General features: G+C 63.9%; 25 protein-coding genes. 11 read left to right on the top strand and 14 right to left on the bottom strand.

What is annotated here, in order from left to right; all coding sequences use genetic code 11:
* Positions 1–15: 15 nt before the first annotated feature.
* Complete coding sequence (locus X742_RS1000000176710; RefSeq protein ID WP_023771235.1) at positions 16–195, bottom strand: hypothetical protein; 180 nt, start codon at positions 193–195, stop codon at positions 16–18.
* 124 nt (positions 196–319) lie between these two features.
* Between X742_RS1000000176710 and X742_RS1000000172200 the strand changes: the two genes are divergently transcribed.
* A complete protein-coding gene (locus X742_RS1000000172200) occupies positions 320–484 on the top strand; it encodes a hypothetical protein (protein ID WP_023771234.1) in 165 nt (54 codons plus the stop codon).
* A 22-nt stretch (positions 485–506) separates the two neighbouring features.
* Here the strand turns inward: X742_RS1000000172200 and X742_RS160575 are convergent, their stop codons facing one another.
* From X742_RS160575 to X742_RS160605, 7 genes are all read right to left on the bottom strand, one after another.
* Complete coding sequence (locus tag X742_RS160575; protein WP_023771233.1) at positions 507–782, bottom strand: hypothetical protein; 276 nt, start codon at positions 780–782, stop codon at positions 507–509.
* A gap of 68 nt (positions 783–850) precedes the next feature.
* On the bottom strand, positions 851–1,369 hold the full coding sequence (locus X742_RS160580; protein WP_015319108.1) for a ferritin-like domain-containing protein: 519 nt from the start codon (positions 1,367–1,369) through the stop codon (positions 851–853).
* A gap of 121 nt (positions 1,370–1,490) precedes the next feature.
* Complete coding sequence (locus tag X742_RS160585) at positions 1,491–2,492, bottom strand: ATP-dependent DNA ligase (protein WP_023771232.1); 1,002 nt, start codon at positions 2,490–2,492, stop codon at positions 1,491–1,493.
* A gap of 56 nt (positions 2,493–2,548) precedes the next feature.
* Positions 2,549–2,992 carry a PPC domain-containing DNA-binding protein gene (locus tag X742_RS160590; protein ID WP_023771231.1) on the bottom strand — a complete coding sequence of 148 codons (444 nt, stop codon included), beginning with the start codon at positions 2,990–2,992 and terminating at the stop codon, positions 2,549–2,551.
* A gap of 26 nt (positions 2,993–3,018) precedes the next feature.
* A complete protein-coding gene (locus X742_RS160595) occupies positions 3,019–3,336 on the bottom strand; it encodes a hypothetical protein (protein ID WP_023771230.1) in 318 nt (105 codons plus the stop codon).
* A 308-nt stretch (positions 3,337–3,644) separates the two neighbouring features.
* Complete coding sequence (locus X742_RS160600) at positions 3,645–5,357, bottom strand: HAD-IIB family hydrolase (protein WP_023771229.1); 1,713 nt, start codon at positions 5,355–5,357, stop codon at positions 3,645–3,647.
* Between the two features lie 10 nt (positions 5,358–5,367).
* Positions 5,368–6,339 carry an SDR family oxidoreductase gene (locus X742_RS160605; protein ID WP_023771228.1) on the bottom strand — a complete coding sequence of 324 codons (972 nt, stop codon included), beginning with the start codon at positions 6,337–6,339 and terminating at the stop codon, positions 5,368–5,370.
* 756 nt (positions 6,340–7,095) lie between these two features.
* Between X742_RS160605 and msuE the strand changes: the two genes are divergently transcribed.
* Positions 7,096–7,656, top strand: a complete 561-nt coding sequence (gene msuE / locus X742_RS160615) for an FMN reductase (protein WP_023771226.1) — start codon at positions 7,096–7,098, stop codon at positions 7,654–7,656.
* A gap of 216 nt (positions 7,657–7,872) precedes the next feature.
* Here msuE and X742_RS160620 read toward each other — a convergent pair whose 3' ends face one another.
* Positions 7,873–9,156, bottom strand: a complete 1,284-nt coding sequence (locus tag X742_RS160620) for an FAD-binding oxidoreductase (RefSeq protein WP_023771225.1) — start codon at positions 9,154–9,156, stop codon at positions 7,873–7,875.
* A gap of 301 nt (positions 9,157–9,457) precedes the next feature.
* Here X742_RS160620 and X742_RS160625 point away from each other — a divergent pair, with 301 nt between their 5' ends.
* The 8 genes from X742_RS160625 (at position 9,458) to X742_RS1000000173880 (ending at position 16,545) form a co-directional block, all read left to right on the top strand.
* A complete protein-coding gene (locus X742_RS160625; RefSeq protein ID WP_023771224.1) occupies positions 9,458–10,231 on the top strand; it encodes a glucose 1-dehydrogenase in 774 nt (257 codons plus the stop codon).
* Positions 10,232–10,310: 79 nt separating this feature from the next.
* Positions 10,311–11,633 (top strand): histidinol dehydrogenase, encoded by a 1,323-nt coding sequence (hisD, locus tag X742_RS160630; RefSeq protein ID WP_023771223.1) that lies wholly within the window; start codon positions 10,311–10,313, stop codon positions 11,631–11,633.
* Positions 11,634–11,648: 15 nt separating this feature from the next.
* Positions 11,649–12,668, top strand: coding sequence for an alcohol dehydrogenase catalytic domain-containing protein (locus X742_RS160635; RefSeq protein WP_023771222.1), 1,020 nt, complete (start codon positions 11,649–11,651; stop codon positions 12,666–12,668).
* Position 12,669: 1 nt separating this feature from the next.
* Complete coding sequence (gene hutC, locus X742_RS160640) at positions 12,670–13,401, top strand: histidine utilization repressor (RefSeq protein ID WP_023771221.1); 732 nt, start codon at positions 12,670–12,672, stop codon at positions 13,399–13,401.
* 245 nt (positions 13,402–13,646) lie between these two features.
* A complete protein-coding gene (locus X742_RS160645; protein ID WP_023771220.1) occupies positions 13,647–14,657 on the top strand; it encodes an ABC transporter substrate-binding protein in 1,011 nt (336 codons plus the stop codon).
* A gap of 124 nt (positions 14,658–14,781) precedes the next feature.
* On the top strand, positions 14,782–15,549 hold the full coding sequence (locus X742_RS160650) for an ABC transporter permease (RefSeq protein ID WP_198019188.1): 768 nt from the start codon (positions 14,782–14,784) through the stop codon (positions 15,547–15,549).
* A gap of 10 nt (positions 15,550–15,559) precedes the next feature.
* Complete coding sequence (locus tag X742_RS160655) at positions 15,560–16,342, top strand: ABC transporter ATP-binding protein (RefSeq protein ID WP_015319092.1); 783 nt, start codon at positions 15,560–15,562, stop codon at positions 16,340–16,342.
* On the top strand, positions 16,342–16,545 hold the full coding sequence (locus X742_RS1000000173880) for a hypothetical protein (RefSeq protein ID WP_023771218.1): 204 nt from the start codon (positions 16,342–16,344) through the stop codon (positions 16,543–16,545). The genes X742_RS160655 and X742_RS1000000173880 overlap by 1 nt, the downstream gene beginning before the upstream one ends.
* A gap of 96 nt (positions 16,546–16,641) precedes the next feature.
* Here X742_RS1000000173880 and X742_RS160665 read toward each other — a convergent pair whose 3' ends face one another.
* Together X742_RS160665 and X742_RS160670 are read right to left on the bottom strand one after the other, a co-directional pair.
* Positions 16,642–18,531 (bottom strand): ABC transporter ATP-binding protein, encoded by a 1,890-nt coding sequence (locus tag X742_RS160665; protein ID WP_032924758.1) that lies wholly within the window; start codon positions 18,529–18,531, stop codon positions 16,642–16,644.
* Entirely contained in the window at positions 18,531–20,384 is a 1,854-nt protein-coding gene (locus X742_RS160670) for an ABC transporter ATP-binding protein (protein WP_023771216.1), read from the bottom strand. The genes X742_RS160665 and X742_RS160670 overlap by 1 nt, the downstream gene beginning before the upstream one ends.
* Before the next feature lie 260 nt (positions 20,385–20,644).
* Between X742_RS160670 and X742_RS160675 the strand changes: the two genes are divergently transcribed.
* Positions 20,645–22,087, top strand: coding sequence for a 2-hydroxyacid dehydrogenase (locus tag X742_RS160675; RefSeq protein WP_023771215.1), 1,443 nt, complete (start codon positions 20,645–20,647; stop codon positions 22,085–22,087).
* A gap of 8 nt (positions 22,088–22,095) precedes the next feature.
* On the opposite strand, the gene hutH is transcribed toward X742_RS160675, so the two are convergent.
* The 3 genes from hutH to X742_RS160690 form a co-directional block, all read right to left on the bottom strand.
* The gene (gene hutH / locus X742_RS160680) at positions 22,096–23,592 is read right to left on the bottom strand and encodes a histidine ammonia-lyase (RefSeq protein ID WP_023771214.1); all 1,497 of its coding nucleotides are present in this window, start codon (positions 23,590–23,592) and stop codon (positions 22,096–22,098) included.
* 148 nt (positions 23,593–23,740) lie between these two features.
* A complete protein-coding gene (locus tag X742_RS160685) occupies positions 23,741–24,835 on the bottom strand; it encodes an alcohol dehydrogenase family protein (protein ID WP_023771213.1) in 1,095 nt (364 codons plus the stop codon).
* A 9-nt stretch (positions 24,836–24,844) separates the two neighbouring features.
* On the bottom strand, positions 24,845–26,224 hold the full coding sequence (locus tag X742_RS160690; RefSeq protein ID WP_023771212.1) for an aspartate aminotransferase family protein: 1,380 nt from the start codon (positions 26,222–26,224) through the stop codon (positions 24,845–24,847).
* Between the last annotated feature and the right edge of the window lie 6 nt (positions 26,225–26,230).

Below are 26,230 nucleotides of genomic sequence, written 5' to 3'. Positions count from 1 at the left end.
GTCGTCTCGCACGACTCAATGGAGATGAAGATGCCCAATCAAGGCGGTAGCCACGAACAACACGTGAAAGCAGGCCAGCAAAGCCATAAGAACATGGACGATAAGAACCGACGTCAGCGGCAGGAAGCCGGTGACAATCAGCGCCAACAAGGCGGCGACAGCGTCGGCACGACGCGTGGCGGAACCCATGAACATGTGAGAGCTGGTGGCAAACCTGTGTGGCTGCGTGCCCGTCGCGAGCGCTGGGGACGGGCTCCGGAGTGATAGTGCTGCGCCAGAGTCGACGCCGCATGCTTAAGCCGAAAGAGAGACAGATTTGATGCCCGATCCGAGAGAACCCGACCCTAACCGCGACGTACCCATGCCGGCTCCCAATTGGAAGCCCAAGCCGATGGGCGAACCGGAGCCGGAAGGATTGCCCGATGAGGCGCCGTTGCCCAATCCTGACGAGAACGAAGAGCCCCCGATGCATGCGGTCGGCTGAGCGGAATCCGCCCTCTGTTTGGTCACTCCTCGTCGAAGCGGCCGCCTTCCCTTGAAGGATCGCGTGACAGCACCGCTTCCTCGACATCGTCGGGCAATGCCTCGTCGCTTTCCTGGTAGGGGTTGTCGTCATCTTCCTCGGGCAATTCGCCGTCGGCCTCGTCTTCCACCTCGACGTCATCCGGAAGGATTCTCGCGCCTGCGAGCGCGTCCCAATCCTGCTGCTCTACCGTGGGACCTTCAGTCTCCGTCGGGTCTTCGTTCTGAACTGTGGGTTGCTCACTTTTGCGGGGGTCCATCGTCGTTCTCCGAAATCCGGGGAGTTTGCCCCGGATCGCCTGAAGCGCCCGGGGCAACAGCTCGCCAGCTAGGCGGCCTGTTCCAGGGCACGTTCGTTGACACCGCCCTCGCCAAGGCTGGAAAGTGCCTCGTCGGTCGCCGTCTCCTCCTCGAGGGTCTCGTTAAGGAGTTTGACCACGTCGCTCTTGCCGAGCTGTTCGGCCCAGGCGATCAGCGTCCCGTAGCGCGCGATCTCGTAGTGTTCGACGGCCTGCGCCGCCCCGACCAGCCCAGCATCCAGCGCCGGGTCGCCCTTATATTCCTGGAGGATTTCCGAACCCTCCTCGATGATGCCGTCGATGGCCGGACAGGTTTTGCCCCGGGCCGGCTTGTCGAGGAGTTCGAAGATTTGTTCGAGGCGGTCGACCTGGCCCTCGGTCTCCTGCAGGTGTTTCTCGAATGCTGCCGAAACATCTTCGGATTCGGCGCCTTTTGCCATTTTCGGCAGTGCCTTCAGGATTTTCTTCTCGGCGTAGTAGATGTCCTTCAGCCCGTCGAGGAACAGGGCTTCAAGGCCTTTCGTTGCCGCTTTCTTCGCAGTCGCCATGATTTTATCTCCAATTGTCGTGAAGCCCACCAGCGGTGTAGCTGGAGCACAACTTGCTGTGAGGACGGTTGTTCCAGCCATCTCGCAATGACGCGCAAGCGTGTCCGCGGCGCGAACTCCGTCACTGGATCTGTTGCATGGTGCATTGACGCGGCGCCTTGTCCGGCCGCCAGCGCAACAGTTTGGTGCCATGCCGGAACCTGTCGCCGGTGACATGGTCGAAGCGGACCTCCACCACCAGTTCCGGCCGCAGGGGCTCCCATTCGCCGCTGCGCTGCGTGCTCCAGCGGCTAGGCCCACCCGGCGCCTTGCCGGTGAAGCCGGGCCCGCCACGCAGCTTTTCCAGCTTTCGGGTGACGCCAGCCCGGTCATCCCTGCCAATGGTCGAGGTAAAACCGACATGGTCGAGTTTGCCGCTCTCATCATAAAGGCCGAGCAGGAGCGAGCCGACCTCCTTGCCGCCGGTCAGATAGCGGAATCCTCCAACCACGCAGTCGGCCGTACGCAGCCGTTTGACCTTGACCATCGCGCGTTCCCCCGGCCGGTAGGGGTCGGCCAGCAATTTGGCGACCACGCCGTCGGTGGAACCATGGCCGGCTTCCTCAAGCCAGCGTCTGGCGGTCGCCGGATCGGTCGTGCGGGGCGAGAGCCGCAACCCAGGCTTGGCGCAGTCCTGAACGAAGCCCTCGACTGCCAGGCGTCGTTGCGTCAACGACTCGCCGAGCAGGATCGTGTCGCCTGGCGCGACCGGCATGTCGAACAGGATCAGCCGGGCAGGCGTTTGCGCGCTCAGCTTGCGGATGCGGCTTTCGGCTGGGTGAAGCCGCATCTGTAGCGCGTCGAAAGAAAGCTGGCCTTCGAGCTCGATGACGATCTCGCCATCGACGACGAAATTGCGGGCCTCGACCTGCCGCAGCATGGCGACGAGCTCCGGGAAGTAACGGCCGAGAGGTTTGCCGGATTTGGCGCGCAAGTAGACATCCGTGTCGCCTTTGAAGGCGAGGCAGCGAAACCCGTCCCATTTGGGCTCGTATTGCCAAAGGCCTTCCCCATCCGGCAGGATGTCGGCTGCCTTGGCCTCCATGGGGGGCGTGTCCAGGGGTAGGGCAAACCTGTCCGTCATTGCCTTTACTTTCTGGGGCACGGCGCCAGCGGCGAAGCCCGCCAGCCGCAGGAGCTTCAGGCACCGAGATCGATCAAAGCCACACCGAATTCAGCTCGCTTGCGGCGGCGCAGGTGACCCGGCGCTTCCACCACGGTGATTTCCAATGTCGGCCGAACGGTGCCTTCGAGCAGGTGGCCGCCTTTGGTCGCGCCGTCGCTCAAACCAAGCACCGCGTGGACATGAAGGCTTGGCTTGCCATCATCGCCCGTCGCGACATCACCGATCGCGCTCAGGACCTCGCATTGTTCGTCGACCGGGATTTTTCGATAGGTCTTCGCCTCCAGGTCGAACCAACCGACGGTGGCCCGTTGGAACGCGCCGATCGCCGTCAGGGAGGCGCTACCGATCTTCTGCTCGACCGCGAAGCTGGTCAGCGCCGCGAACGCTTCCTCGCCGGGGTCGAGCACCACGACAAATGTCCGTTGGCCATTGGCCTCGTTGACGAGTCGCGATTTCATGCCGGCGTTCCAATCCTCGCGGTCGGTCAGTGGGCGTGGTGTTCGGCGTTCCTCTTGCGGGTCGCCGCCGCCTTCTTTGCCGATTCGGACCGGCTGGCGGCCGATCGGGAAGCGGACGCCTTTCCGCCGCTTTTGCCGCCCTTGTGCGCCGCTGGGTGCCCCGTGTGCTTGCCACGCCCGGAGCCGCCTTCCTTCTTGCCGCCACCATCGTCCTTGTTGACCGTCGCCCATGCGCGTCGCTCGGCTTCCTTGTCGGAGACGCCACGCTTCTCGTAGCCTTCGGCAATATGATCGGCCTTGCGTTCCTGCTTGTCGGTGTATTTGGATTTCTCGCCTCGGGGCATGATCGTTTCTCCTTCTCGATGGAGGTTGAACGCCAAGCCGGCGCCCGGGTTCCAAGCGCGGTCAGCCTTGCCCGATACGCCCTATCGCGGCGGCTGTTGCAGCCAGGTAGGTTCAACCGATCGCGAACCTGACCACCGCCGCCAGGGTCAGGATGCCGACCAGTCCTGCCACGAAGATGATCCGGCGCGTGCGGGTTCGCAGGATGATCTCGCCTTGGCGCGCTGGGACGACAGTCCATTTTCGCCGCGTCCGTCTTTATCGTCTTTGCCATGCCGGTCATCGCTCATGACCGCCTCCTGTCGGGCTGTTACGCCTCGGGCGCAGTCGCGGGTGCCGTGTAGCGCCGCCGAACGGCATCGAGCACCCGTTTGCGGCTCTCGTCCGCCGACAGCTTGCTGTCCTTTTCCGCCTCGGCGGTTTCGCGGGCGAGGTCCTTGTCCCTGATCTGGTGGCGGAACCATTTCGAATAGTCGCCCGCGCGCAAATGGAACTCCCAGGTCTTGTCGTCTATGCCTTCGGCCATCTGAGCAAAGATCATCAGATTATGGGCCCTGAGGTTCATCGCATCGTCGGGACCGCGGAAATAGAAGCTGCCGGTCTCATCGAGTCGACCCTCGGCGTATTTGCGGCTGTGGCGCTTGAGAGACTGGCGAGGTTCTATGACCTTGACCGTCGTGATTTTTTTGCGCGCCCCCGGCCGCCAGAACAGAACCCGATCGCCCTTGGGCGTGGGAATGTCCTTCGGCGGCTCGATGCCGGTCTCATGGCAGAAGGTCTTCACCACGTCCTTAGCCTTCGGGCCAAGGGCGATGACGGCCGTCATCAGACGCAGGGCGTCGGTCGAAATCGCCTCGGGATGGACGGTGATCAGGATCGTGCCCGGCAATTCCAGGGAGAGCACGGCGCGGGTGTCGTCGCGCCGCTTCGGAAGAAGATGGTGCGCTTCGTCGATGACCAGCCAATGCGGCCTTGCGGTGCGGCGACGGAAACTGCCAAGGCCAGGCAGCAGGTCGGCAAAGAAGTCAGGCCGTTCGTTGACACGCAGCGCCAGCCCGTTGACGACGACATTGCTGTCGGCCTTGGCGATCAGGTCGAGCACCTGTGCCTTTGTCGGCGCGCTCGATGCATCCCCCAGCCGAACGGCGCCCTCGAGGCCGTCATAGTCACCCTCCGGGTCGAAGACGCAAAACTGAAATCGGCTGTCGACGAAGCGTTCTGTCAGCGCGGTGGCCAAAGTGGATTTGCCGATGCCCGAACTGCCGGCGATGAGCACGCTTTCGGTCGGCGACAGATAGATGTCGTCGCCACCGGACGATCCCAGGACAATCCCGTCGTGACGTTTCGGCACGATCCCGTGGTCGCTTTTGATCAGCTTGACGATCAATTCCTCGACGCCTTTGCCGCGTGCACCGCGCGTGACCAGGTCCGCGGTGCTTTTGACCGCGGGAATGGCATTGTCTACCGCAACGCTGCAGCCGCAGGCTTTCAGGAAGGCGTGATCGTTCTCGGCGTCGCCGATACCCACAACATTGTGCGGCGACAGGCGAAGGTCCTCGAGTGCTGCCGCCAGCCCGGTGGCCTTGTTGACGCCGCTCGGCAGGATCATTACCGCGCCCTTGTTGAAGATGATCTCGAGTTCGAGCCCCATCTGCTTGATGACCTCGAGCACGGTCGCCTGATGCGGTTCCCAGGTGGCGACGATTGACCGTCCCACCGAAAGCGGCTTCACCCCCTGCTTTTTCAGCCTGGCGACGAATTCGGGCTCCGGCGATGGTGAGATCGCCCGCTCTTCCTCGCTGGCCGGTGTGTAGATCAGGGCGCCGTTTTCGGCGACGACCTTGTCGAACAGGCCGACATCGGGAAACACGCGCTTAAGGTCGGGCAACTCGCGGCCGGTGACCAGAAGCAGTTTGCGGCCACTTTTCTTGAACCGCTCCAGCGCGGCGAGCGTCTTGTTGGAGACCGTCCCGTCATGTGCGAGGGTCCCATCATAGTCGGTCGCCAAGGCAATGAAATACATTGCGATGACCTCAGTAGCCGCCGACGATCGGCAGGATCTCGCCGGTGATGTAACTTGAGCAGTGCGGGGAGGCGAGGAACACATAGGCTGGAGCCAGTTCCTCCGGTTGGGCCGGCCGTTTCATCGGCGTGTCGGCGCCAAATTTCGAGACGTCGTCGGCTTCCTTGTCGGACGGATTGAGCGGCGTCCACACCGGGCCAGGCGCGACCGCGTTCACCCTGATGCCCTTGGCGATGAGGTTGCCCGAAAGCGCTCGCGTGAAGGCATGGATGCCGCCCTTGGTCATCGAATAGTCGACCAGCTGCTTCGAGCCTTCTATGCCGGTTACCGAACCCGTGTTGACGATCGCCGAGCCCGGCTTCATATGCGGCACGGCTTCCTGCGCCATATGGAAATAGCCGTAGAGATTGGTCTTCAGCGTCGTGTCGAAATGTTCTTCGGTCAGGTCGCTGAAGTCGCTGGAATGGATCTGGAAGGCGGCGTTGTTGACCAGCACGTCGATGCGGCCGAATGCTTCGACCGTGGTCGCCACGGCATCGTGGCAGTCCTGGCGTTCACTGACGTCGGCCTTCAACAGGATGCAGCGCCGGCCTTCTTTTTCAACAGCGGATTTTGTGTCTTCGGCGTCTCTGTCCTCGGCCAGGTAGACGACCGCGATGTCGGCGCCTTCGCGGGCGAACAACACCGCCACCGCGCGTCCGATGCCCGAGTCGCCACCAGTGATGAGAGCCACCTTCCCTTCGAGTTTCTTTGATCCGACATAGTAGGGTGCATCGTAGAGCGGAGCGGGCTCGATCGCCGCTTCATGCCCGGGTTTCGCCTGATGTTGCTCGGGGAAGGGCGGCTCGGGATAGGTCCGCGCGCCTGCCTGCATGGCGTGCTCCGTCTTTCCGTTGCGCTTCGATTTGTCCTTGGCATCGATGCCGCGCTGGATATGGCGCTGCTTGGCGGCTTCACCGGCCGTTTGTGACTTCGTCTGCATGATCGTCTCCTCGGCTGAAGAAAGTTCAACGCGCGGCAGACCGGCAGGTCTGCGCGACGCAGAGGCTTGTCAGAAGGTATCGCCGCCCGTCCGTGTCAGTCCTTGACGTAGGCGCCGGGTTGGCGGCCCGACCTTGGAGCCTTCGCGTCCTTCGAGTGCTCGGAGATCGCCGGACCCGCGCCGGATGTCTTCTCCGTCGCGGGGCTGGGCGTCACCCTGCGAGGCGGGTTCTGTCCTTCTGACTGATGTGTCTGTTCATTTGTCTGATCCGCCGGTCGCGTAAGCCCCATTCCACCTGCCGGCGGCTTGTTGCCCGCTGCGTCAGACGAGAAATCATCGTTCGGATCCGGGCCGGTCCTAGCGGGATACTTCCGTGCGCCGGTTTCATATTCGGTTCTGTCGCGTGCCATGGCGTCCTCCATGTTTGACTGAACGGAAAACAGCGGCCGGGCGATCAGGTTCCGAACAAACGGTAATGGTCACCCCTTTTCGGCAACGGTCGCATCGCCCTTCGCGTGCGACAGTTGCCAAGTACATTGGATCGGGTGACGTCATCATCCGGCATGCAGACGGGCGATCGCAAACGACGTTTGCGCGCTGCCAACCTCGCGGCTTTTTCAAAGGCGGCTCCGCGGGAGAAAAAATCTTTCCCGATTTCGGCACACGGCGACCGTGAATTCCTTTTGTTCGGCAGCAATGTCTATAAAAACTATGGACATTGGCCAACTGGTTCGAAAAGATCACAGGGCATCCATCATGACCAATCCGGCCATTGTCGGCTTCTCCGGCAACTTCACGCGGCCCTCCAAGACCCGTGGCTTCGTGGACCATATCGTGACGGAGATCGCCGGACGATACGGCCTCGCCGCCAGTACCCACGACATCGTCGATCTCGGTCCCAGCCTTGGCAATGCCAAAGCCACGCGCGACTTGGACGTACAGGCTCGCGCCATCCTCGAGCGGATCCTGGCCGCCGACGTCCTGGTGGTCGGCTCGCCTACCTACAAGGGCAGCTATACCGGTCTGTTCAAGCATTTCTTCGATCTCGTCGATCCGGCTGCCCTCAGGGGCAAGCCGGTGCTGCTGGCGGCGACCGGCGGCGGCGATCGCCATGCATTGATCGTCGAGCATCAGCTGCGGCCGCTGTTCGGCTTTTTCGAAGCCTTTGCGCTGCCGACGGCCGTATACGCCTCGGAGAAGGATTTCGCTGATGGCGTGCTGGCATCCGAAGCGATCCGGGCCCGCATTGGCCTCGCCGTGGACGATGTCGGTGTAGCGCTGTTTGGCCGGCAGCACGCCAGGATAGCCGCCGAGTAGCGTGCTCGGAACATATCCCGCTCCGACCGCTGGCGCGCGCTGAGGCGCTTGTCTGAAGCCCGGCCGTCGAACGCGCCTGTGCGCCGCAGGGTGACTTCCATTGCACCGCCTGGCCGCCCGGTCGCAATCAGTGGACGCTGATGCTCCGCATGCACGGACGACCACGCCCGAAGATTATCCGCTGCTAAGACCGGAGCATAGCGGCGTGCTCTTCCGTCAGAGGCCGAACCGGTCCTTCACCCGGCCCGAAATGATCGCCGCCCTGACGCCAAGCGGCCAGAAGCGGTGGAGCCGGATTGGCTTCAGTCCCGATATCGGCATCGGGAAGGGAGTGGTCTCGTCGCCGCGCAGGCGGTTTGCCAGCGCATTGCCCATCGCCGAGGCCATGGCAACACCGCGGCCATTGTAGCCAAGGCAGATCAGCACGCCGTCTTCCGGCTCGTGAACGTGCAGAAGATGGTCTTTAGTGATCGCAACCCGGCCGTTCCAGCCATGTGTCCACCCCGTTCCAGCAAGCGCCGGCCAGAGCCGTAGCGCATAATCGGTGAGATAGCGGATGGCGGAAGCATCGCCGATGGGCCTCATCGGTCCCCGTCCGCCCATGAGGAGCCGGTTCTGGGCGTTGATGCGGTAGTAGACGGTGATGTTGCCGGCCTCGTAGACGACCGGTCTTTCGGGAAGAATTGCGTCCGCGACCGTGGGCGACAGCGGTTCGGTCGCCGCGATGGCGCTGAACACCGGAACCAGCGACTGCTCTAGGCCCGGCCACAAGTTTCCCGTATAGCCGTTTGTCGCGACAAGGACCTTCTCGGCGCTGACGGATCCGTTTGCGGTCTCGAGGACCCAGCGCCCGGCCTGCCTGCTGAGCGAGAGAACCTCGCTGCCGCCAAATATCCGCGCGCCGGCCTTCCGCGTGGCGGCCGCCAGGCCAAGCGCGTATTTCAAGGGATGGAGGTCGCCGCCCCGAGCATCGAACATGCCGAACATGTATCTGTCCGTGCCGGTTCGCGCCGCCATCGCCTTTGCGTCAAGCAAGCCGACCGGCATCCCCCGCCGCTCGCATTGGTTGGCCGTGGCCCGCACCGCGGCTTCCGGCTTCGGCCAGATGGCCGCGCGTATGGTGCCGTTCTGCCGGACCTCGCAATCGATCGACAGGCGCTTGATTAGGTTGAAGGTGAAATCCGGAGCACCGTAGGAGAAGTCGATCATCCGCGCCCCGAGCTCGGGGCCGAACATCGCTTCAATCGTGTCGGGATCGTATTTGAGGCCCGGATTGACCTGGCCGCCATTCCGGCCCGACGCTCCCCATCCCGGCTGATAGGCATCGAGCACGCAGACGTCGTCGCCGGCTTCCGCCAGATGCAGGGCGGTCGACAGGCCGGTGAAGCCAGCACCGACGATGGCGACCCTCGCCCGCCGCGCGCCGGCAAGGGAGGGGTAATTGCCGATGCTGCCAGCCGTATCGCGATAGAGGCTCAGGGGCGGGCTGCTTTCGTTCATGGACGGAGGCTTTCACGACAAGGCGGCCGGCTTGAGGGCACGATAGCTCTCAATGGCCGATATCCTGCACGCGCGGCAGACCCAGACTCTCGTGTTGGATACGCCAGCAATCCTGCATGTTTTCGGGAGGTCACGACATTTACGACAGGCCTGCCGCCCGTGGCATGTCGTGAGGAGCCAATTATGTGATCGCGCGTGCGACGGATGACGTCCTGCTATCGCAATCAAGTTGTTTGTACATGCTTGTACATGTAAATCGATCTGATAGTCTCTGCGCCAAGGAGCGGCCAAGGAGGATCACATGCGCAACGCTTCTCTTTTCGACCTCTCCGGCAGGAAGGCGCTTATCACCGGCGCCAGCCGTGGCATTGGCCGCAGCATCGCCGAGGCGCTGAGCGCGGCCGGCGCCGACGTCGCGGTCACGGCCCGTAGCCTGGACTCGCTTGATGGGACGACGGCGGCCATCCGCGCGGCCGGCGGGGTTGCGCACGCCATTGCGCTTGACGTAACCGATGTCGGCCAGTGCCGAACGGCTGCTGCCGAGGCAGATCGCCTGCTTGGCGGCCTCGACATTCTCGTCAACAATGCCGGACTGGAAGAGGTCCGGCCCTCGCTCGACGTTGACGAGCCGCTGTGGGACCGGATCGTCGACACCAATCTCAAAGGCGCGTTCTTCTGCGCTCAGGCGGCGGCACGGCAGATGCGGGACGCCGGGCGGCCCGGCGCCATCATCAATCTCTGCTCGTTGACTTCAGAAGTCGGCATTCCGACGGCGGTGCCATACGGCTCGTCCAAGTCGGGCCTGCTCGGCATGACCCGGGCGCTGGCAGCGGAATGGGCGCAGCTTGGCATCAGGGTCAACGCCATCGCCCCAGGTTATTTCAGGACAGCGATGACAGAGGTGTTCTACGCCAACGAGGCGTGGCGGCAATCCATGCTCGGCAAGATCCCGCAGCATCGTTTCGGCGATCTGCGCGACTTGCACGGCGTCGCCGTGTTCCTTGCTTCGGACGCGTCAGCCTACATTACCGGCCAGTCCATTCCGGTGGATGGCGGTTTCCTCGCATCGATCTGAGGCGGCTCGCCCAGTTCGGGAACAAAGTCTTCCGCAATGTGACCGGCCGGCGCATTGCTCTGAACAGAAGGAGCACCCCATGTCCGACATCAGCTTCCACGATCTGTCATCCCTAGATACTGCGCAACGGGCCGGTCTGCTGAAACGCGCCGAGGGCGATCTGTCGGCCTTCGTCGAAAAGGTCCGCCCGATCATCCAGGCCGTCAGGGAAGAGGGTGACGCCGCCCTGATCCGCTTCGCCAGGGAGTTCGACAAGGCCAATGTGGCGGAAGGCGGACTGAAAGTGTCGGAAGCGGAGTTCGACGCGGCCTTCGACAAGGTCGAGAAGGATGTCGTGGAGAGCATCAGGTTCGGCATCGAGAATATCAGGCATTTTCATGAGGAGCAGAAGCCGGAAACCATGTGGCTCAAGGAGATCCGGCCAGGCGCCTATGCCGGCGACAGGTACACGCCGATCGCATCGGTCGCGCTCTACGTGCCGCGCGGCAAGGGCGCCTTTCCGTCGGTGACGATGATGACGTCGGTTCCGGCTGTGATTGCCGGCGTGCCGCGGATCGCGATCGTGACGCCGCCAACCCCGGATGGGTCGGTGGACGCGGCCACGCTGGTCGCCGCTCGCCTTGCCGGCGTCGGGACCGTCTACAAGTGCGGCGGCGCTCAAGCCGTTGCCGCCGTCGCCTACGGCACCGAGACGGTGAAGCCGGCACTCAAGATCGTCGGCCCGGGCAGCCCCTGGGTGGTGGCGGCCAAGAGCGTGCTGTCCTCGATCATCAATACGGGCCTGCCTGCCGGACCGTCGGAAGCCATCATCTTTGCCGACGACAGTGTCGACGGAGGCCTTGCCGCGCTCGATCTGCTGATCGAAGCCGAGCACGGGCCGGATTCTTCAGCCTATCTGGTGACGCACAGCCGCAAGGTCGCCGAGGCAGCACTTGCTGCACTTCCCGACCACTGGTCGCGGATGACCGAACAGCGTGTGGAATTCTCGCGGGCGGTGCTGACCGGAAAGCGCGGCGGCATCGTGCTGACGGCGTCGCTGCAGGAAAGCTATCGCTTCATCAACGACTACGCGCCCGAACATCTGGAAATCCTGTCGAAGGAGCCGTTCGCGCATCTCGGCCCCATCACCGAGGCGGCCGAAATCCTCATGGGCCCGCATACGCCGGTCACTCTTGCCAACTTCGTCCTGGGGCCGAATGCGGTGCTGCCGACCAGCCGCTGGGCGCGAACCTATGGGCCGCTTTCGGTGACGGATTTCGTCAAGCGCTCCTCGGTCGGCTATGTCACCTCGGCCGCCTATCCGGAACTGGCGCAGCATGCTCGCCGGCTCGCCCGCTACGAGGGGTTCAGCTCGCACGAAAACGCGGTCTCGGAGATCCGCGACCGCTATCTCGCCGGTTGAGCGGAGACGATCGCGATGAAGGCGGCACGACTTTATGGACAGGGCGATCTGCGCGTCGAGGACATCGCCGCGCCAGGCATNGGCTGGGTAAAGCTCAGGGTCGATGCCGCCGGCATCTGCGGTTCGGACCTGCACAATTTCCGCACCGGTCAATGGATAAGCCGGTCGCCCTCGACGGCCGGCCATGAGTTGACCGGCACGGTGATCGCCCTGGGCGAGGGGGTCGATACCATCGCCGTCGGCGACAGGGTCGTCGCCGATTCCCGTTTCTGGTGCGGAGACTGCGCGCAATGCCGTGCCGGCAAGCGGCAACTCTGCGTCACGCTGGGCTTCGTTGGTGAAATCTGCGACGGGGGTTTTGCCGAACAGGCGGTATTGCCCGCACGTCTGCTGCATGTAATCGACGCCAGCCTTGACGAGCGTGTCGCGGCGATGGCCGAGCCGCTTGCCGTCGCGCTGCACGCGGTGCGGCGTCTGCCGAAGACGGCAGGTTCGGTTCTGGTCGTCGGCTGCGGGCCGATCGGCGGTCTTGCCGCGCTGTTGCTTTCGCGAACCTTCGCCGGCACGGTGCTTGTCGCCGACCGCAACCAGGCGCGCTGCGCCCGCGTGGCGCGGGTGACGGGCGCCACGATTGTCGGTCTCGACCGCGATGCCGTTGCAGCCGCTACCGCCAGCGTCCCGCTGCTGGCGGCCGTCGAGGCGACCGGCAGCGTCGCGGCGTTCGGCCAGCTACTCGGCGTTCTCGATCCTGGTGGCGCGATAGCGATGGTCGGCATCTTCCATGGCCGCCTCGACATCGACCCCAATGTTCTTGTCGAACGCGAGATCGCGTTGCTCGGCTGCCATGCTTTCGCGGACGAATTGCCCGACGCTGTGCGGATGCTGGGTGAACTGAGTGAACCGCTGCTGGCCCTTGTCGATTGCGAGATCGGTCTGGACGACATTCCAGCCGCCTATGAGCGGCTGTTGGCGGGAAGCAGCGATGGCTTGAAAACAATCATCCGCATGCGGCAACCTGCCGGAAAGGGTTTTTGAAATGATCGATTTGCCCGACACGGCAAGCCCCCTCTACGAGAAGGTGAAGGACTACATCCTGACCAACATCGGGACGGGCCGGTGGGGCAAGGACCGCAAGCTGCCGTCCGAGAATGAGCTGGTGGCCTCACTGGGCGTGTCGCGGATGACGGTTCACCGGGCCCTGCGGGAGCTGACCTCGGCGGGATTCCTGATCCGGCTGCAAGGTGTGGGAACATTCATCGCGCCGCCCCGGCCGCAGTCGACGCTGATCGAGATCAACAATATCGCGGCGGAGATCGTCGAGCGCGGCAACAGCCATCGTTCCGAAGTTCTCGTTCTCGAAGCGATGATGCCGACCAAGGAACTGGCACTGTCGTTCGAGTTTGCGAAGCGGGTTTCGATCTATCACTCCGTCGTTGTCAATTTCGAGAACGACTTGCCGGTGCAACTGGAAGAGCGTTTCGTCAATCCGGACCTGATCCCCGACTACGACAAGCAGGACTTCACCAAGACCGCGACCTATGACTACCTGATGCAGAAGACGCCGGTGACCGAGGTCGAGCATATCATCTCCGCGATCCCGGCTGACAAGGAGACGGCACAGCATCTCGGCATCGATGTCGGCAGTTGCTGCCTTCTCCTGCATCGCAGGACATGGACGGGGGCAGTCGTGGCCACGATCAGCAAGCTGACCTATGCCGGCAGCCGCTACTCGCTCGGCAGCCGCTACTCGCCTTCCAAAGCGAGCTGAAGGCGACGAGCCAATGCAAGCCGCCGAGCTGGATCAACCTGAAATTTGAGTCCCTCCAACTTGTATATGCATGTATGTATTTCAGCCTTGACATCCGCTGCCGCTGCCGCTGAAATATGTTAGCGCTTCAACCATGAAGTGGCGGGCAAGACGCCGAGGCACAGTGCCGCAAGAGCAGAACCCCGCAGTCTCACCAGACCGGATGCCTGGGTAAAAAGCGGTCTGATCATCAAGGGGAACGAAAGATGACGCTTAACCTAGCAGGACAATTTCGCGCGCTCGTGATGGCCGCCGCGATCGGGCTCGCCACCGCCCCGGCGGCCCACGCAGCCGATGCTGCCATCCCGACGACAGCTGAAGCTGGATCGTTCAAGATAGGCATCGAGCCGTGGCTTGGATATGGCCAGTGGCACGTCGCCGAGGCCAAGGGACTGTTCAAGACAAACGGTCTGTCGGACGTCCAGATCGTCAATTTTGCCGAGGACAAGGATATCAACGCGGCGCTCGCAAGCGGCCAGCTCGACGCCGCCAACATCGCCACCCACACGGCGATGGGCATGGTTGCGGCCGGTCTGCCGGTGAAGATCGTGCTGCTGCTCGATGTCTCCATGACCGCCGACGCCATCGTCGCGGGCAAGGATGTCACCTCCATCGCCGATCTCAAGGGCAAGCAGGTCGCTTTCGAGGAAGGCACGACGAGCGACATCCTGCTCAAATACGCGCTCGCCAGGAACGGCATGTCGGTCGCCGATATCCAGCCGGTTCCGATGCCGGCCGCCGACGCCGGCGGCGCCCTGATCGCGGGCCAGGTGCCGGTCGCGGTCACCTACGAGCCGTACCTAACTGTCGCCATGGCGCAGAACAAGGACGTCAAGCTGCTGTTCACCGCCGGCGAGGATCCCGGCCTGATCAGCGACGTGCTGGTGGTGCGCGATGAGGTGATTAAATCGCGACCCGGCCAGGTGCTGGCCATGATCAAGAGCTGGGACGCCGCGCTCAAGGACTATAACGCCGACACCCCCGGCGGCCGCGCCATCATCGCCAAGGCGGTCGGTTCCGACGTCAAGGACCTCAACACCGCTTTCGACGGGGTGCGCTACTATTCGCTCGCCGAAAACAAGACGGCGCTCACCGGAGAGTTTACCACCAAGACATTCGCCGATGTCGAAGCGGCCGCCAAGAACGCCAAGCTTCTGCAGGCCGATGTGACGCCGGAGCAGATGATCGATCCGTCCTTCGTCAAGGCGGCGCGGTGACGAGATCCGGATCGCGGTGGTAACGCGGATGTCCGGAGAGCCTCCCGCGAAAACCGGCTTGGCCCGCCCGGCACGAGCGCCCGCCGCAAAACAGGCAAGGCGACGCCGGTCCTCCGGGATCGGCGTGCCCATCGCCCGGTCGCGTTTCCTGGCGATAGCGGTGGCCGTCTTTGTCGGCCTTGGCCTCGCCTGGTGGGCGGCGACCGGGCTGGGATGGGTGAAACCCATCTTCCTGCCGTCGCCGGGCAGCGTTGCGACCCAGATCGCCAAGCTCGCCGCCGACGGCACCTTGTGGCTCGACCTCAGGGCCTCGATGTACCGCATTTCCATCGGCTTCCTCCTCGCCTCGGCACTGTCCATACCGATCGGCGTGCTGATCGGCAGTTTCCGCTCCTGGGAGGCGGCCATCGAGCCGCTGGTCGATTTCATCCGCTACATGCCGGTTGTCGCCTTCGTGCCGCTCTCCATCCTGTGGGCCGGTACCGGCGATACCCAGAAATTCCTGATCATCTTCATCGGCACTTTTTTCCAGCAGGTGCTGATGATCATGGACAATGTGAAACGGGTTCCCACCGACTTCATCGGCCTTGGGCGCACGCTCGGCCTGCCGGACCGCAAGATCCTGACGCGCATCGTCGTTCCCAGCGCCCTGCCGGGCATCTGGGACACGCTGCGCATCAGCCTCGGCTGGGCATGGACCTGGCTGGTGCTGGCCGAACTCGTCGCGGCGACATCCGGCCTTGGCTATCGCATTACCGTGTCGCAGCGCTATTTCCAGACAAACACCATCATCGGTTACATCCTGCTGCTTGGCGTGCTCGGCCTCATCACCGACCAAGCCATGAAGGCCCTGGAGAAGGTGCTGTTCCGACAGGAAGGCCACCCGCAATGAGGAACCGCCGGTGACTGTTCCCAAATTGCGCATCGCCGGTCTCGACAAGAGCTTCGGCACCGGAGAGCGGCGCACGCAAGTGCTGCGGGACATCAATCTCGACCTCGCCGACAACGAGTTCGTCTCCCTCGTCGGCACGTCGGGCTGCGGCAAGAGCACGCTGCTGTCGATCGTCGCGGGACTACAGGATTTCGACGCCGGCGATCTCAGCATCGATGGCGCGCCGATCCTGCAGCCGGGCCTCGACCGTGGTGTTGTCTTCCAGTCCTATACGTTGCTCCCCTGGCTGACGGCGCGGCAGAATATCGAGTTTGCCCTGAAGGCCGCCGGCTATGATCGCGCCGCCTGCCGCGAGATCGCGCTCGAGCATCTCGACCTCGTCAAGCTCACGCAAAGCGCCGATCGCTTCCCGTCCGAACTGTCGGGCGGCATGAAGCAGCGCGTCGCCATCGCGCGCGCGCTCTCCTATCGCCCCAAAATGCTGCTGATGGACGAGCCCTTCGGCGCGCTCGATGCTTTGACCCGACACCAGATGCAGGAACTGCTGACCCAGATCTGGGAGGAGCACCGGCTCACGGTGCTGTTCGTCACGCATGACGTGGAGGAGGCCGTTTACCTATCGGACCGCATCGTCGTCATGGGGATCGGCCCGGGACGCATCATGCAGACCTTCAACGTCGACATCGAACGCCCGCGCCGGGAAGAGGTCATGGAGACCCCCGCCTTCATGGATTTGCAACGCGGCGTGCACAAGGCGATCCGCGAGGCGTCGAGACGTCCCGAAATGGCGTGATGCCAGCAACCTTCGTCGGCCCCGCGGCGGACAGGGATCACGGGCCGTGGGCCGAGCGTCCACTGGATGGTCCCGCAAGCGCTCGCGACAAGCTCATCCACGCCACCAGCCTTGGCGGCGTGCTGCAACAGCTCAGCGTGTCGCTCGGCGTGTCGATCGCCGCGATGCTGCTGGGCCTCATTGCGGGCAAAGCCACGTCCTGACGCCGGAACTCGTTGGCGGCAACGTCATGGGATCTCGCAAATAGGTTTTGTCGGAGGCATCAGGCAATCCGTCGGCTCGCACCCTGCCGGCACCGGTCACGTCGCTTTGCCGACCGAAGCGTCCGTTCCCATTTCTTCCTCGGAAACGTCGTCGAAGGAAGCGTAGTTCATGTTGTAGAGGCGGGCGTAAAGACCTTTTCTCGTCATCAACTGTTCATGGTTGCCGCTTTCGACGATCTCGCCATTCTGCAGCACGATGATGCGGTCGGCGCCCCGTATGGTCGCCAGCCGGTGCGCGATGACCAACCCGGTGCGCCCTTCGAGCAGCTTGATCAATGCCTTCTGGATCAGCATCTCGGTGTAGGAATCGATGCTGGCGGTGGCTTCGTCGAGCACCAGGATCTTGGCGTCGGCCACCAGCGCCCGCGCGAAGCTGATCAGTTGGCGCTGGCCGAGCGAGAGATTGCCGCCGCGCTGCTCGAGTTCGGTGTCGTAGCCGTCAGGCAGTTGCTCGATGAAGTCATGCGCGCCGACGGCCTGTGCGGCGCGCACCACCTCTTCGCGGCTGGCGCCGGTCTTGTGATAGCGGATGTTCTCAAGCACCGTGCCGGAGAACAGGAACGGCTCCTGCAGCACCATGGCTACCTGATCGCCGAGCGAATCCTGCGTCAGGTCGCGCACGTCATGGCCGCCGACCAGGACCTCACCCGACCAGACATCGTAGAAGCGGTGCACCAGCGCCATCGAACTCGACTTGCCTGATCCGGTCGGTCCGACAAGCGCGACCGTCTCGCCTGGACTGACGCGGAAGGAGATGTTCTTCAGCACCGGCTGGTTAGGCCGGTAGCCGAAGGTGACATTCCGGAACTCGACCGAACCGTCCATGTCGCGCGACAGCGCCACCGCATCTTCCTTGTCGCTGACATCCACGGGCACGTCGAGCACTTCTGAGATGCGCTGGCCCGACGCCATGGCGCGCTGCATGACGCTGTATTGCATGGTGAGCGAGCGGATCGGGTCGAAGAAGCGCTGGATGTAGAACAGGAACGCCACCATCACGCCGATGTCGAGACTGTGCGACAGCACCATCGACCCGCCGACGACGATCACGGTCGCCATGGCGATGCCGGTCAGTGTGTCTACGATCGGCACCATCACCTGCGCGTATCGCGCCGACCGCAGATGGGCGTTGAGATTGGCCAGCACCTTCTCGTCATAGAGATCGAAATTGACGTGCTGGCGCTCCAGGCTCTGCACCGTACGCACGCCGTGGATGCCTTCGGCCAGCGCCCCGTTGGCGATGGAGTTGGTCTCGTGCGCGGCCATGAAGGCGACCTTGGCGCGCGGCAGCCAGAACAGGCGCACGATGAACAGCGCCGGCATGGTCGACAGCGTCAGCAGCCCGAGCCGGAAGTCGAGCCACAACAGGACGGTGACGATGCCGAAAAGAAGCACGATGTCGCCAACCGACATCACGGACGTCTCGAGGAATTCCTGCATCGAATTGACGTCGCCCTGCAGGCGCGACATCAGCCGGCCGACCTCGGTCTTGTCCATGAAGCCCAGAGAGACCCGCTGCAGGTGGCTGAACATGGCGCGGCGCAGGTCGGACAGCACGTTCTCCGCCACCTTGCCGACGACGCTCTCCTGGACATGGCTGGCGGCATAGTTGATGAGGATGATCGCGGCAAAAACGGCGATCGCGGTGATCATCACTGAACGGTCGAGCCTGCCTGGCGCCATGCCGTGATCGATGGCGTAGCGGATGACCAGCGGAATCGCCAACTGCGTCAGCGTGAACACCAGCACCGCCGCGACCGAGATGAAGATCCGGCCCCCATATGGTCTGACGAAGCTCCAGATGCGCCTGACGATGCGCGGATCGTAGGCCTTGCCGAAGACCTCTTCCTCATCGCGGTGCGAGCCGACGACGGCCTTGGTCGGGCGTCGGCTTGTGTCTTCCTTCTCGTCGTCCTGTGTCGACATCAGGCGGCTCCCTCGAGCCGATCGTCGTCCGGCCGCAACTGCAGGTCGTAAAGCGCGCGGTAACGACCGTCGAGCGCCAGCAATTGCTCATGCGTGCCGCGTTCCGCGATCCGGCCGCCCTCGACGAACAGGATCTGGTCGGCATGCATCAGCGAACTCAGCCGATGCGAAATGATGAGCGTCACGCGATCCCTGGCGAAGCGCTTCATCGCCACCCGGATCCGCTGCTCGGTGCCGGCGTCGACCGCGGCCGTGGAATCGTCGAAGACCAGCACCGATGGTCTTAGCATCAGGCTGCGCGCGATGGTCAGGCGCTGCCGCTGGCCGCCGGAAAGCGAGGCGCCGCGTTCGCCTACGACCGTGGTGTAGCCGGCCGGAAGCCCGATGATGTAATTGTGCAGCTGGGCATATTCGGCGGCCTGGCCGATGCGGGTCTCGCGCGCCCAGGGATTGCCGTAGGCGATGTTGTTCTCGATCGAGGTGGTAAACAGGAACGCATCCTGCTGCACGACGCCGACCGCCTTGCGCAGCGATTGCAGCGTGACCTTGCGGATGTCTTGTCCGTCGATGGTGATTGCGCCCGAGGTCACGTCGTAGAAGCGCGGGATCAGATGCGCGATGGTCGATTTGCCGCTGCCTGGCGGCCCGACGATGCCGACGGTTTCGCCGGGCCTGGCTTCGAAGGAAACGCCGGAAAGCGTCGGACGCTCGCCCGCGCCCTCATAGCGGAAACCGACATTGTCGAAGCGCAGCACGCCCTCGGTGATGACGAGCTCCCTTGCGTCGGGCGCATCCTCGATGTCGAGCTCCGCGTCGAGCAGTTCGAACAGCCGCGTGCCGCAGGTCGAGGCGCGCGCGAAGGAGTTGACCATCAGGCCGAGCTGGCGCACCGGCATCTGCAATATCGTCATGAAGGTGAGGAACTGGGCCAGCGTGCCGACGCTGATCTGACCCGCGATCACCTTCTGGCCGCCGAACCAGAGCACCAGGCCCATGGCGGCAAGGAAGGAAAAATTCATGGCGCTGGTGTTCGAGACGCGGATCTCGACGCGCTCATTGGCGAGGTCCAGTGCGTCCCGTTTGGCACGGTCGAATTTTGCCAGTTCATGCCTTTGAGCCGCGAAGGCGCGCACGACACGGATGCCGCCGAGATTCTCGTCCATCACTCGGCTCAGCACCGACAGCCGCTCCTGCAGCGTCAGCCAGGTGCTGCGCAGTCGGAGCTGCGTCACCGATGAGCGCCAGGCAACAAACGGCACGAAGCTGAGGCTCAACAACCCGAGCACGAGATCGGTGCTGATCAACAGATAGGCGCCGACACCGATCAGCACGCCAAGCAGCACCACGCGCAGGATACCGGTCGAAAAGAACATGCGCACGCCGTCGAGGTCGAGCAGCCCGAGGGTGATGAGATCGCCGGTATGGACCTTGTCGTGGAAGGAAAAGCTCAGCCGCTGGATCTTCTCGTAGAAAGCGAGCCGCAGCTCATAGCCTGTCCGGTGGCCGACGGCCTCGCCATAGTAATTCTGCGCCATGGTGAAGAGGCCGCGCAGGATGCTGACGACCAACAGCGTCAGCGCCGTATTCCACAGCGCCTGCTCGGCCGCGGTGCCGGCACCGGCCGCCATCACTCCTTGCGCCTGGTCTATGGCGCGCCCCAGGAGACGCGGAATGAAGAGCTGCAGCGTCGCCGCGATAAAGGTCGAGATGAGGGTGATGGCAACCTGCCAGGGATGGCGCAGCGTCATGCGCACGATGCGCAGCAAGGTGCTGAGGCCCTTGCCCCAGGAGGCTTCCGCCACATGGGCAAATGATTTGCCGCGCCTGGCCGCGCTGGTCGCATCCGTGTGCAAGGAAATACCCAGACCGATCCGGGCATTAGCCCGAACGAATGTAGCAGACTCAATCAGATAGCGCGATTTTACGCGCGTCCGACCTGCCCGTTCAAGGGCCAATGGCGGCATCGCACTGTACCTGAACGGCGAGATCGTGTCGCAACTCGCCGCTGGTCTGCCGCCGGTGATCGATCTCGCGCCGTTCCGGGCGGATAGGTTCTGATTGTTCAAAGCCTGCCGGACCAGCAGGACTCCGTTCTCGCATGAGGGAAACCGACGTGATCGCAAATACCGACACCCGCGCCGTTGAACCGGTCGATCCCCAACGCGCCTACGCCGTGCTGGTCTGCGATCTGATCGGGCTGCGTTTCGATGCCGACGGAAAGCCCGACCCTTCGGAGGTGCGTGCGCATATCGAAGCCAAGGGCGGCCGCTTTCATGCGGCTGTGCTTGGCGACAAAGCAGGGCTTGAGCGTGGCCGCGTGCATTTCTTCTATCAGCCGGACCTCAGTACCCGCGAAGAGCTGATCGAAGTCGCCGGCGATGGACGCTATGATGCCGTCATCGCCGCCGCGACCTTCCTGCCCGCCGAAACCGTCTTTCCGCTCGCCGGCGTGCGCATCGGCGCCGGCACCGGCAATATGGGCTCGCATTCCTGGGGCGGCGGCAGCGGCGAGGGCGGTACGGCCGTGCTGATGAATACGCCCGGCATCAACAGCCGCGCCACGGCGCAGATGGTGATGAAGGCGATCCTGAAAGTGCTGCCGGATCTCCCGGTGGACTTGCTTCACAACCGGGTGGCGCACGGCGCCTTCGACACCGGCAGGGAGCTGCGCGATTTCCCGACCGAAAAGCTCGAAGGCAAGACGATCGCGATCGTCGGCTACGGCAATATCGGCCGCGAGGTCGCCAAACTGGCCCGGGCCTTCGGTATGCGCGTGGTGATCCACGCACGGCCCCGGCATCGGGACTGGATTGAGGCCGAAGGCTTTGTCTATGTGGCGGACCTCGTCGATGCGGCTGATGGTGCCGATGTGTTGAGTGTTCATGTCGGCCTGGGTAAGCAGGATGCACAGACCGGCCGCTACGCCAATGCCGGGCTCATCGGCGCGGATGTCCTGTCGCGCATGAACAGAGGCGCGGTGCTGATCAACTACGATCGCGGCGAGCTTGTCGACGTTGCGGCCCTCGGCGAAGCCTTGTCCTCGGGCAGGGTGCGTCATGCCGCCATCGATGCCGACCTGTTCAAGGATGCCGCGACCGGACGCCTTTCCGGGCCGATGCTGCCCTATCTCGGCCTCGTCGAGAAGCATGGCGCCAGGCTTGAGCTCCTCCCGCATGCGGCAGCCGATACGGATCATCCCTCGCGCGTCGCCGGCGCCAAGCAGGCCGTCGACCAGATCTTCGATGTCATCAGCCGAAAGTCGGTGACGAACGCAAAAGGCAGCGTGCCGCCGGCCTATCTTTCCCTTGGAGCAACCACGCCTCCAGGCATTGGACCGGTGACCTCCGGCCAGCTCGTGAAACTGACCGCTAGCCAATGTTCCGAGCTGGCGGATCTCTGCGATCGCCAAGGCCGGTTGTGGAAGGCTCTCTCCGATACCTCGCCTGCCGAGCGAGGCGCCGTTGTCGCCGAGCAGGGCGAAGACCTTGTCCGGTTGATCGACCGCTTCTGTCTTCTGGCCGAGAACCTCAACCTCAGAGGACCTTTCCAGCGATAAGCCGGAACTCAGTCTCGGGGACCCGCCACCATCCGGGCGACCCGCGTCATGTCCGCGCTCATCTCGCGGTCGTCGTCGAGCGGGCTGACGAGCGCACGCACGGCGGCATAGGTGCGCCGTGGTCCTTCGCCCATGCTGGCGACGACGCCGCGCAACTCCACGCCCGTCGCCGCGAAGATCAGCTCCATCGCCACGAGATAGCGCAGGCGTTCGACAATCTCGGCTGTCTTGGCCACCACCCGTGGTGCCATCGACGACTGATCCTCGATCCCATCCGATACGGCAAGCGGGCTGAGCGAAATCGGATTGGCCAGATGCCGGATCTCGGCTTCCAGCGCGGCAAGCGGTTTCTGTAATTCGGCGTAGCCCTGGCGGCTGCCGCCCCTGGCCGACAGGAAGCGCGGCAGTTCCGCCACGGTCGGCGACATCAGCTTCATGCAGCGATTGGCCGTGCCCACGGCGCAATGCGCAAGCGCCTGGCCGAGTTGCTCCCAGGCTAGCGTCATCGCGGTGAGGTCGAAATTGCCGTTCGAGACGACGCGTCCGTCCTCCGGTAGGATCACCGGGTTGTCGCCGGAATGGGTCAGTTCGATCTCCGTTGCCAGCTTTGCCTGTTCGAACGCATGCAACAGGCCGCCCCATGCCTGCGGCACGCAGCGATAGCTGAGCGGATCCTGAAGCCGCCGCGCGGCGTTCTCCTTCCACAGCCCGCTTCCTGCGAGTTCCGCCCGCAGCCGTGCCCCGATCTCCCGCTGGCCGAACGCTGGTCGCGCCGACAGCGCAGCTTCATCGATGGCGGTGAGCGACGAGCGGAACGCTTCGTGGTTGAGCGCCACCGCGGCCAGCGACCAGTCGATGAGGTGGGCGACATCCTCCAGGCAGAGGCACGCCGTGCCGGTCGACAGGCTGTTGGCGACGATGATGGCATGGCCGTCCTTCTCGCGCAGGTCGAGCGGTTCGAGCCCGGCCAGCGCGAGCGCCTCGGCCGACGGCATGATCCTGCCCTGGAACTCCGTCTCGCCGTCGCCGCGCAGCGCTCGCGCCATGTGGCCGAGATGGGCGAGGTCCGCAGCTCCGATCGATCCCCAGGTCGGGATCACCGGATGAACGCCGGCGTTGAGTGCCGCCACAAGGCCTATCACCACGCGTTCGGAAGTACCGGTGCCGCCGGCGGCCATGCCCGAAATGCGCGCGGCCATCAGCGCGCGGACCGCCTCGGTCGGAAGGGCCGGGCCGACGCCCATGCTGTGGCTGAGCGGCACGCTGTGCTGGAAGGCGATCAGATCGGCCTGCGCGAGCGGGGTGTCGACACAGGCGCCAAGGCCTGTGGTGACGCCGTACATCGGCTTGCCGAGTTGCGTCAGCTGCTCGATGAGCGCGCGGCTCGTCCGGATCCGGCGTATCGCCTGCTCGCCCAACATCAGCCGCGCATTGCGCCGCGCGATCTCGGCGACATCCTCGACGCCAAGCGGCTTGGCGTCGAGGAGTATCATTCGGGCTGTCATGTCTCGCCTGTATCCCGTGACCGTCTGCCCGGGCCGACGGCGCGGCGGGCGTCACCGTTTGTGGCGGCTTACCGGCTGGTCCGCAAGCCATTGCGGTTGTGACAGCAGCGGCGAGGGGAGCTTCAGGTGAAATGCAGGTTTCGACAGGTCACCTCGCGAGGGCGTCGGGCACCACCACCAGCTTGCCGACGAAATCCTTGGCGATGAAATCGGCTTGCGCGCGGTGGAAATCGGAGAGTTTGTAGACGCCGCCGACAAGCGGCCGGATCTTGCCCTCTTCGATGTAGCGAACGATACGGCGGAAATCGGCGCGCGTGCCCTGGCTCGAGCCGTGCAACTGCAACTGTTTCAGATACATGGTCCTGAGATCGAGCTGGACGACCGGACCTGCGATCGCGCCGGCCGTGGTGTAGCGGCCCTCGGGCCTCAGGATGCGCAGCAGATCGTTGAAGATGGCGCCGCCAACGAGGTCGGCGACCACATCGATCGGCTGGCCGCCGGTCGCCTCGGTCACGGCTTGCGGCAGGTCAGCGACACCACGGGTGATGACCGCCTCTGCGCCGATGTCGCGCACCGCCTTTTCCTTGCCTTTGCCCACGACAGCAAAAGGAATGGCTCCGCGCGCCCGCGCCAGTTGCACGATGCCGGAGCCGACGCCGCCCGACGCGCCGGTGACCAGCACGCGCTCGCCCGCCTTGAGGTTGGCCCGCTCCAGCATCTGTTCGCCGGTGAGATAGGCGCAGCAGAAGGTGGCGAGTTCGACGTCGCTCAAAATGGTGTCGACAACATGGGCGTTGTCGGCCGGCACGGTCTGATACTCGGCATAACCACCGTCGCGGCCATGGCCCATATAGTCGATGTCGGCCAGTGAATCGTCGTCGCGGTTGTAGATGGAGAAATCGACCATCACCCGTTCGCCGATTCGATCGGGCGAAACGCCTTCGCCGACGGCAACGATGGTGCCGACAGTGTCGGTGCCCTGGATGCGCGGGAAGGTCAGCGTGTTGCCCTGGCGGCGCCATGTCGAAACGGCGGCCGCGTCCTCTTCCGTGCCATAGGCGCCCTGGCGCACCCAGACATCGGTATTATTCATGCCGCAAGCGGTGACTTTCACCAGCACTTCACCTGGCGCGGGCGCAGGCACTTTCACGTCGGTTCGGTAGACGAGCTTTTCCGGTCCGCCGTGCCCGGTGAGCAGCACGGCGGCCATGGTGGCGGGGAGGGTTTTGGTCATGGCATTCATGGGTCGGTCTCAGAGATTGGCAAATACGCTGTTCACGGCATCGGCGGTCTTGGCCACCACGATGTCGGCTTCGTCGCGGGTCAGGCACAGCGGCGGCGCAAAGCCGAGGATGTCGCCCTGCGGCATGGCGCGGCCGATGACGCCGCTCGCGGCAAGGGCCGTGGCAATTTGCGGTCCGATCTTCAGCGAAGCATCGAAGAAGACGCGGTCGTCGCGGTCTTTGACGAATTCCACCGCCGCCAGCATGCCGTCGCCACGCACCTCGCCGACATGTTTGTGACCTCCAACGGCCTTGGCCAGTTCGGCACGGAAATAAGCGCCGGTCTCGCCGGCATTCCGCACCAGGTCCATCTCATCGATCAGTTCAAGATTGGCGACGCCGGCGGCAACGCAGATCGGATGCGCCGAATAGGTCCAGCCATGGCCGAGCGAGCCGAGCTTGTCGGAGCCTTGCACCAGCACCTGCCACATCTTGTCGGCGACGATGACGCCCGACAGCGGCGCATAGGCCGAGGTCAGGCCCTTGGCGATGGTGATCAGGTCGGGCTTGATGCCATAATGGTCGGAGCCGAACATGGTGCCCAGTCGGCCGAAGCCGGTCACCACCTCGTCGGCGACCAGGAGCACGTCGTACTTCTTCAGCACCGCCTGGATCTTTTCCCAGTAGCCTGCGGGGGGCGGCACGATGCCGCCGGTGCCGAGAATCGGCTCGCCGATGAAGGCGGCCACGGTTTCAGGTCCTTCGGCGAGGATCATCTCCTCGAGCTTGTCGGCGCAATGCCGCGAGAACTGCTCCTCGCTCATCGAGCGGTCGGCGCGGCGGAAATAGTAGGGCGCCTCGGTGTGCAGGATCGGTGCGCGCGGCAGGTCGAAGGCATTGTGAAACAGGTCCAGCCCGGTCAGCGAGCCCGTCATCACACCCGAGCCGTGATAGCCGCGCCAGCGCGAGATGATCTTCTTCTTCTCCGGCCGCCCCAGCACATTGTTATAGTACCAGATCAGCTTGATGTTGGTTTCGTTGGCATCCGAACCGGAGAGGCCGAAATAGACCCTCGACATGCCCTTCGGCGCGCGGTCGATGATCATCTTGGCGAGCGTGATCGAGGCCTCGGTGCCGTGCCCGACATAGGCGTGGTAATAGGCGAGGTTCTTCGCCTGGGTCGCGATGGCATCTGATATCTTCTGGCGGCCATAGCCGACATTGACGCAATAGAGGCCGGCGAACGCATCGATGCTCTTCCTGCCATTGTTGTCCCAGACGGTGACGCCTTCACCGCCGGCCATGATCCGCGTCGGCGATTCTCCGCGTGCGTGGGTGCCCATATGCGTTGAGGGATGAAAGAAATGGTCGCGATCCCATGCGGCGAGTTCGTTGGATTGGTCGAGCATTTTTTA

The organism is Mesorhizobium sp. LNHC229A00 (assembly GCF_000502415.1).
In the GTDB taxonomy this organism is placed as follows: Bacteria; Pseudomonadota; Alphaproteobacteria; order Rhizobiales; family Rhizobiaceae; genus Mesorhizobium.
The sequence above is the reverse complement of the archived record's forward strand: the minus strand, read 5'-3'. Positions and strand labels throughout refer to the sequence as shown.

What these genes read in the sequence shown, in the direction of transcription:
- X742_RS1000000176710 (WP_023771235.1), bottom strand. Translation starts at nt 195, where the DNA reads ATGTTCATGGGTTCCGCCACGCGTCGTGCCGACGCTGTCGCCGCCTTG.
- X742_RS1000000172200 (WP_023771234.1), top strand. Translation starts at nt 320, where the DNA reads ATGCCCGATCCGAGAGAACCCGACCCTAACCGCGACGTACCCATGCCG.
- X742_RS160575 (WP_023771233.1), bottom strand. Translation starts at nt 782, where the DNA reads ATGGACCCCCGCAAAAGTGAGCAACCCACAGTTCAGAACGAAGACCCG.
- X742_RS160580 (WP_015319108.1), bottom strand. Translation starts at nt 1,369, where the DNA reads ATGGCGACTGCGAAGAAAGCGGCAACGAAAGGCCTTGAAGCCCTGTTC.
- X742_RS160585 (WP_023771232.1), bottom strand. Translation starts at nt 2,492, where the DNA reads ATGACGGACAGGTTTGCCCTACCCCTGGACACGCCCCCCATGGAGGCC.
- X742_RS160590 (WP_023771231.1), bottom strand. Translation starts at nt 2,992, where the DNA reads ATGAAATCGCGACTCGTCAACGAGGCCAATGGCCAACGGACATTTGTC.
- X742_RS160595 (WP_023771230.1), bottom strand. Translation starts at nt 3,336, where the DNA reads ATGCCCCGAGGCGAGAAATCCAAATACACCGACAAGCAGGAACGCAAG.
- X742_RS160600 (WP_023771229.1), bottom strand. Translation starts at nt 5,357, where the DNA reads ATGTATTTCATTGCCTTGGCGACCGACTATGATGGGACCCTCGCACAT.
- X742_RS160605 (WP_023771228.1), bottom strand. Translation starts at nt 6,339, where the DNA reads ATGCAGACGAAGTCACAAACGGCCGGTGAAGCCGCCAAGCAGCGCCAT.
- msuE (WP_023771226.1), top strand. Translation starts at nt 7,096, where the DNA reads ATGACCAATCCGGCCATTGTCGGCTTCTCCGGCAACTTCACGCGGCCC.
- X742_RS160620 (WP_023771225.1), bottom strand. Translation starts at nt 9,156, where the DNA reads ATGAACGAAAGCAGCCCGCCCCTGAGCCTCTATCGCGATACGGCTGGC.
- X742_RS160625 (WP_023771224.1), top strand. Translation starts at nt 9,458, where the DNA reads ATGCGCAACGCTTCTCTTTTCGACCTCTCCGGCAGGAAGGCGCTTATC.
- hisD (WP_023771223.1), top strand. Translation starts at nt 10,311, where the DNA reads ATGTCCGACATCAGCTTCCACGATCTGTCATCCCTAGATACTGCGCAA.
- hutC (WP_023771221.1), top strand. Translation starts at nt 12,670, where the DNA reads ATGATCGATTTGCCCGACACGGCAAGCCCCCTCTACGAGAAGGTGAAG.
- X742_RS160645 (WP_023771220.1), top strand. Translation starts at nt 13,647, where the DNA reads ATGACGCTTAACCTAGCAGGACAATTTCGCGCGCTCGTGATGGCCGCC.
- X742_RS1000000173880 (WP_023771218.1), top strand. Translation starts at nt 16,342, where the DNA reads ATGCCAGCAACCTTCGTCGGCCCCGCGGCGGACAGGGATCACGGGCCG.
- X742_RS160665 (WP_032924758.1), bottom strand. Translation starts at nt 18,531, where the DNA reads ATGTCGACACAGGACGACGAGAAGGAAGACACAAGCCGACGCCCGACC.
- hutH (WP_023771214.1), bottom strand. Translation starts at nt 23,592, where the DNA reads ATGACAGCCCGAATGATACTCCTCGACGCCAAGCCGCTTGGCGTCGAG.
- X742_RS160685 (WP_023771213.1), bottom strand. Translation starts at nt 24,835, where the DNA reads ATGAATGCCATGACCAAAACCCTCCCCGCCACCATGGCCGCCGTGCTG.
- X742_RS160690 (WP_023771212.1), bottom strand. Translation starts at nt 26,224, where the DNA reads ATGCTCGACCAATCCAACGAACTCGCCGCATGGGATCGCGACCATTTC.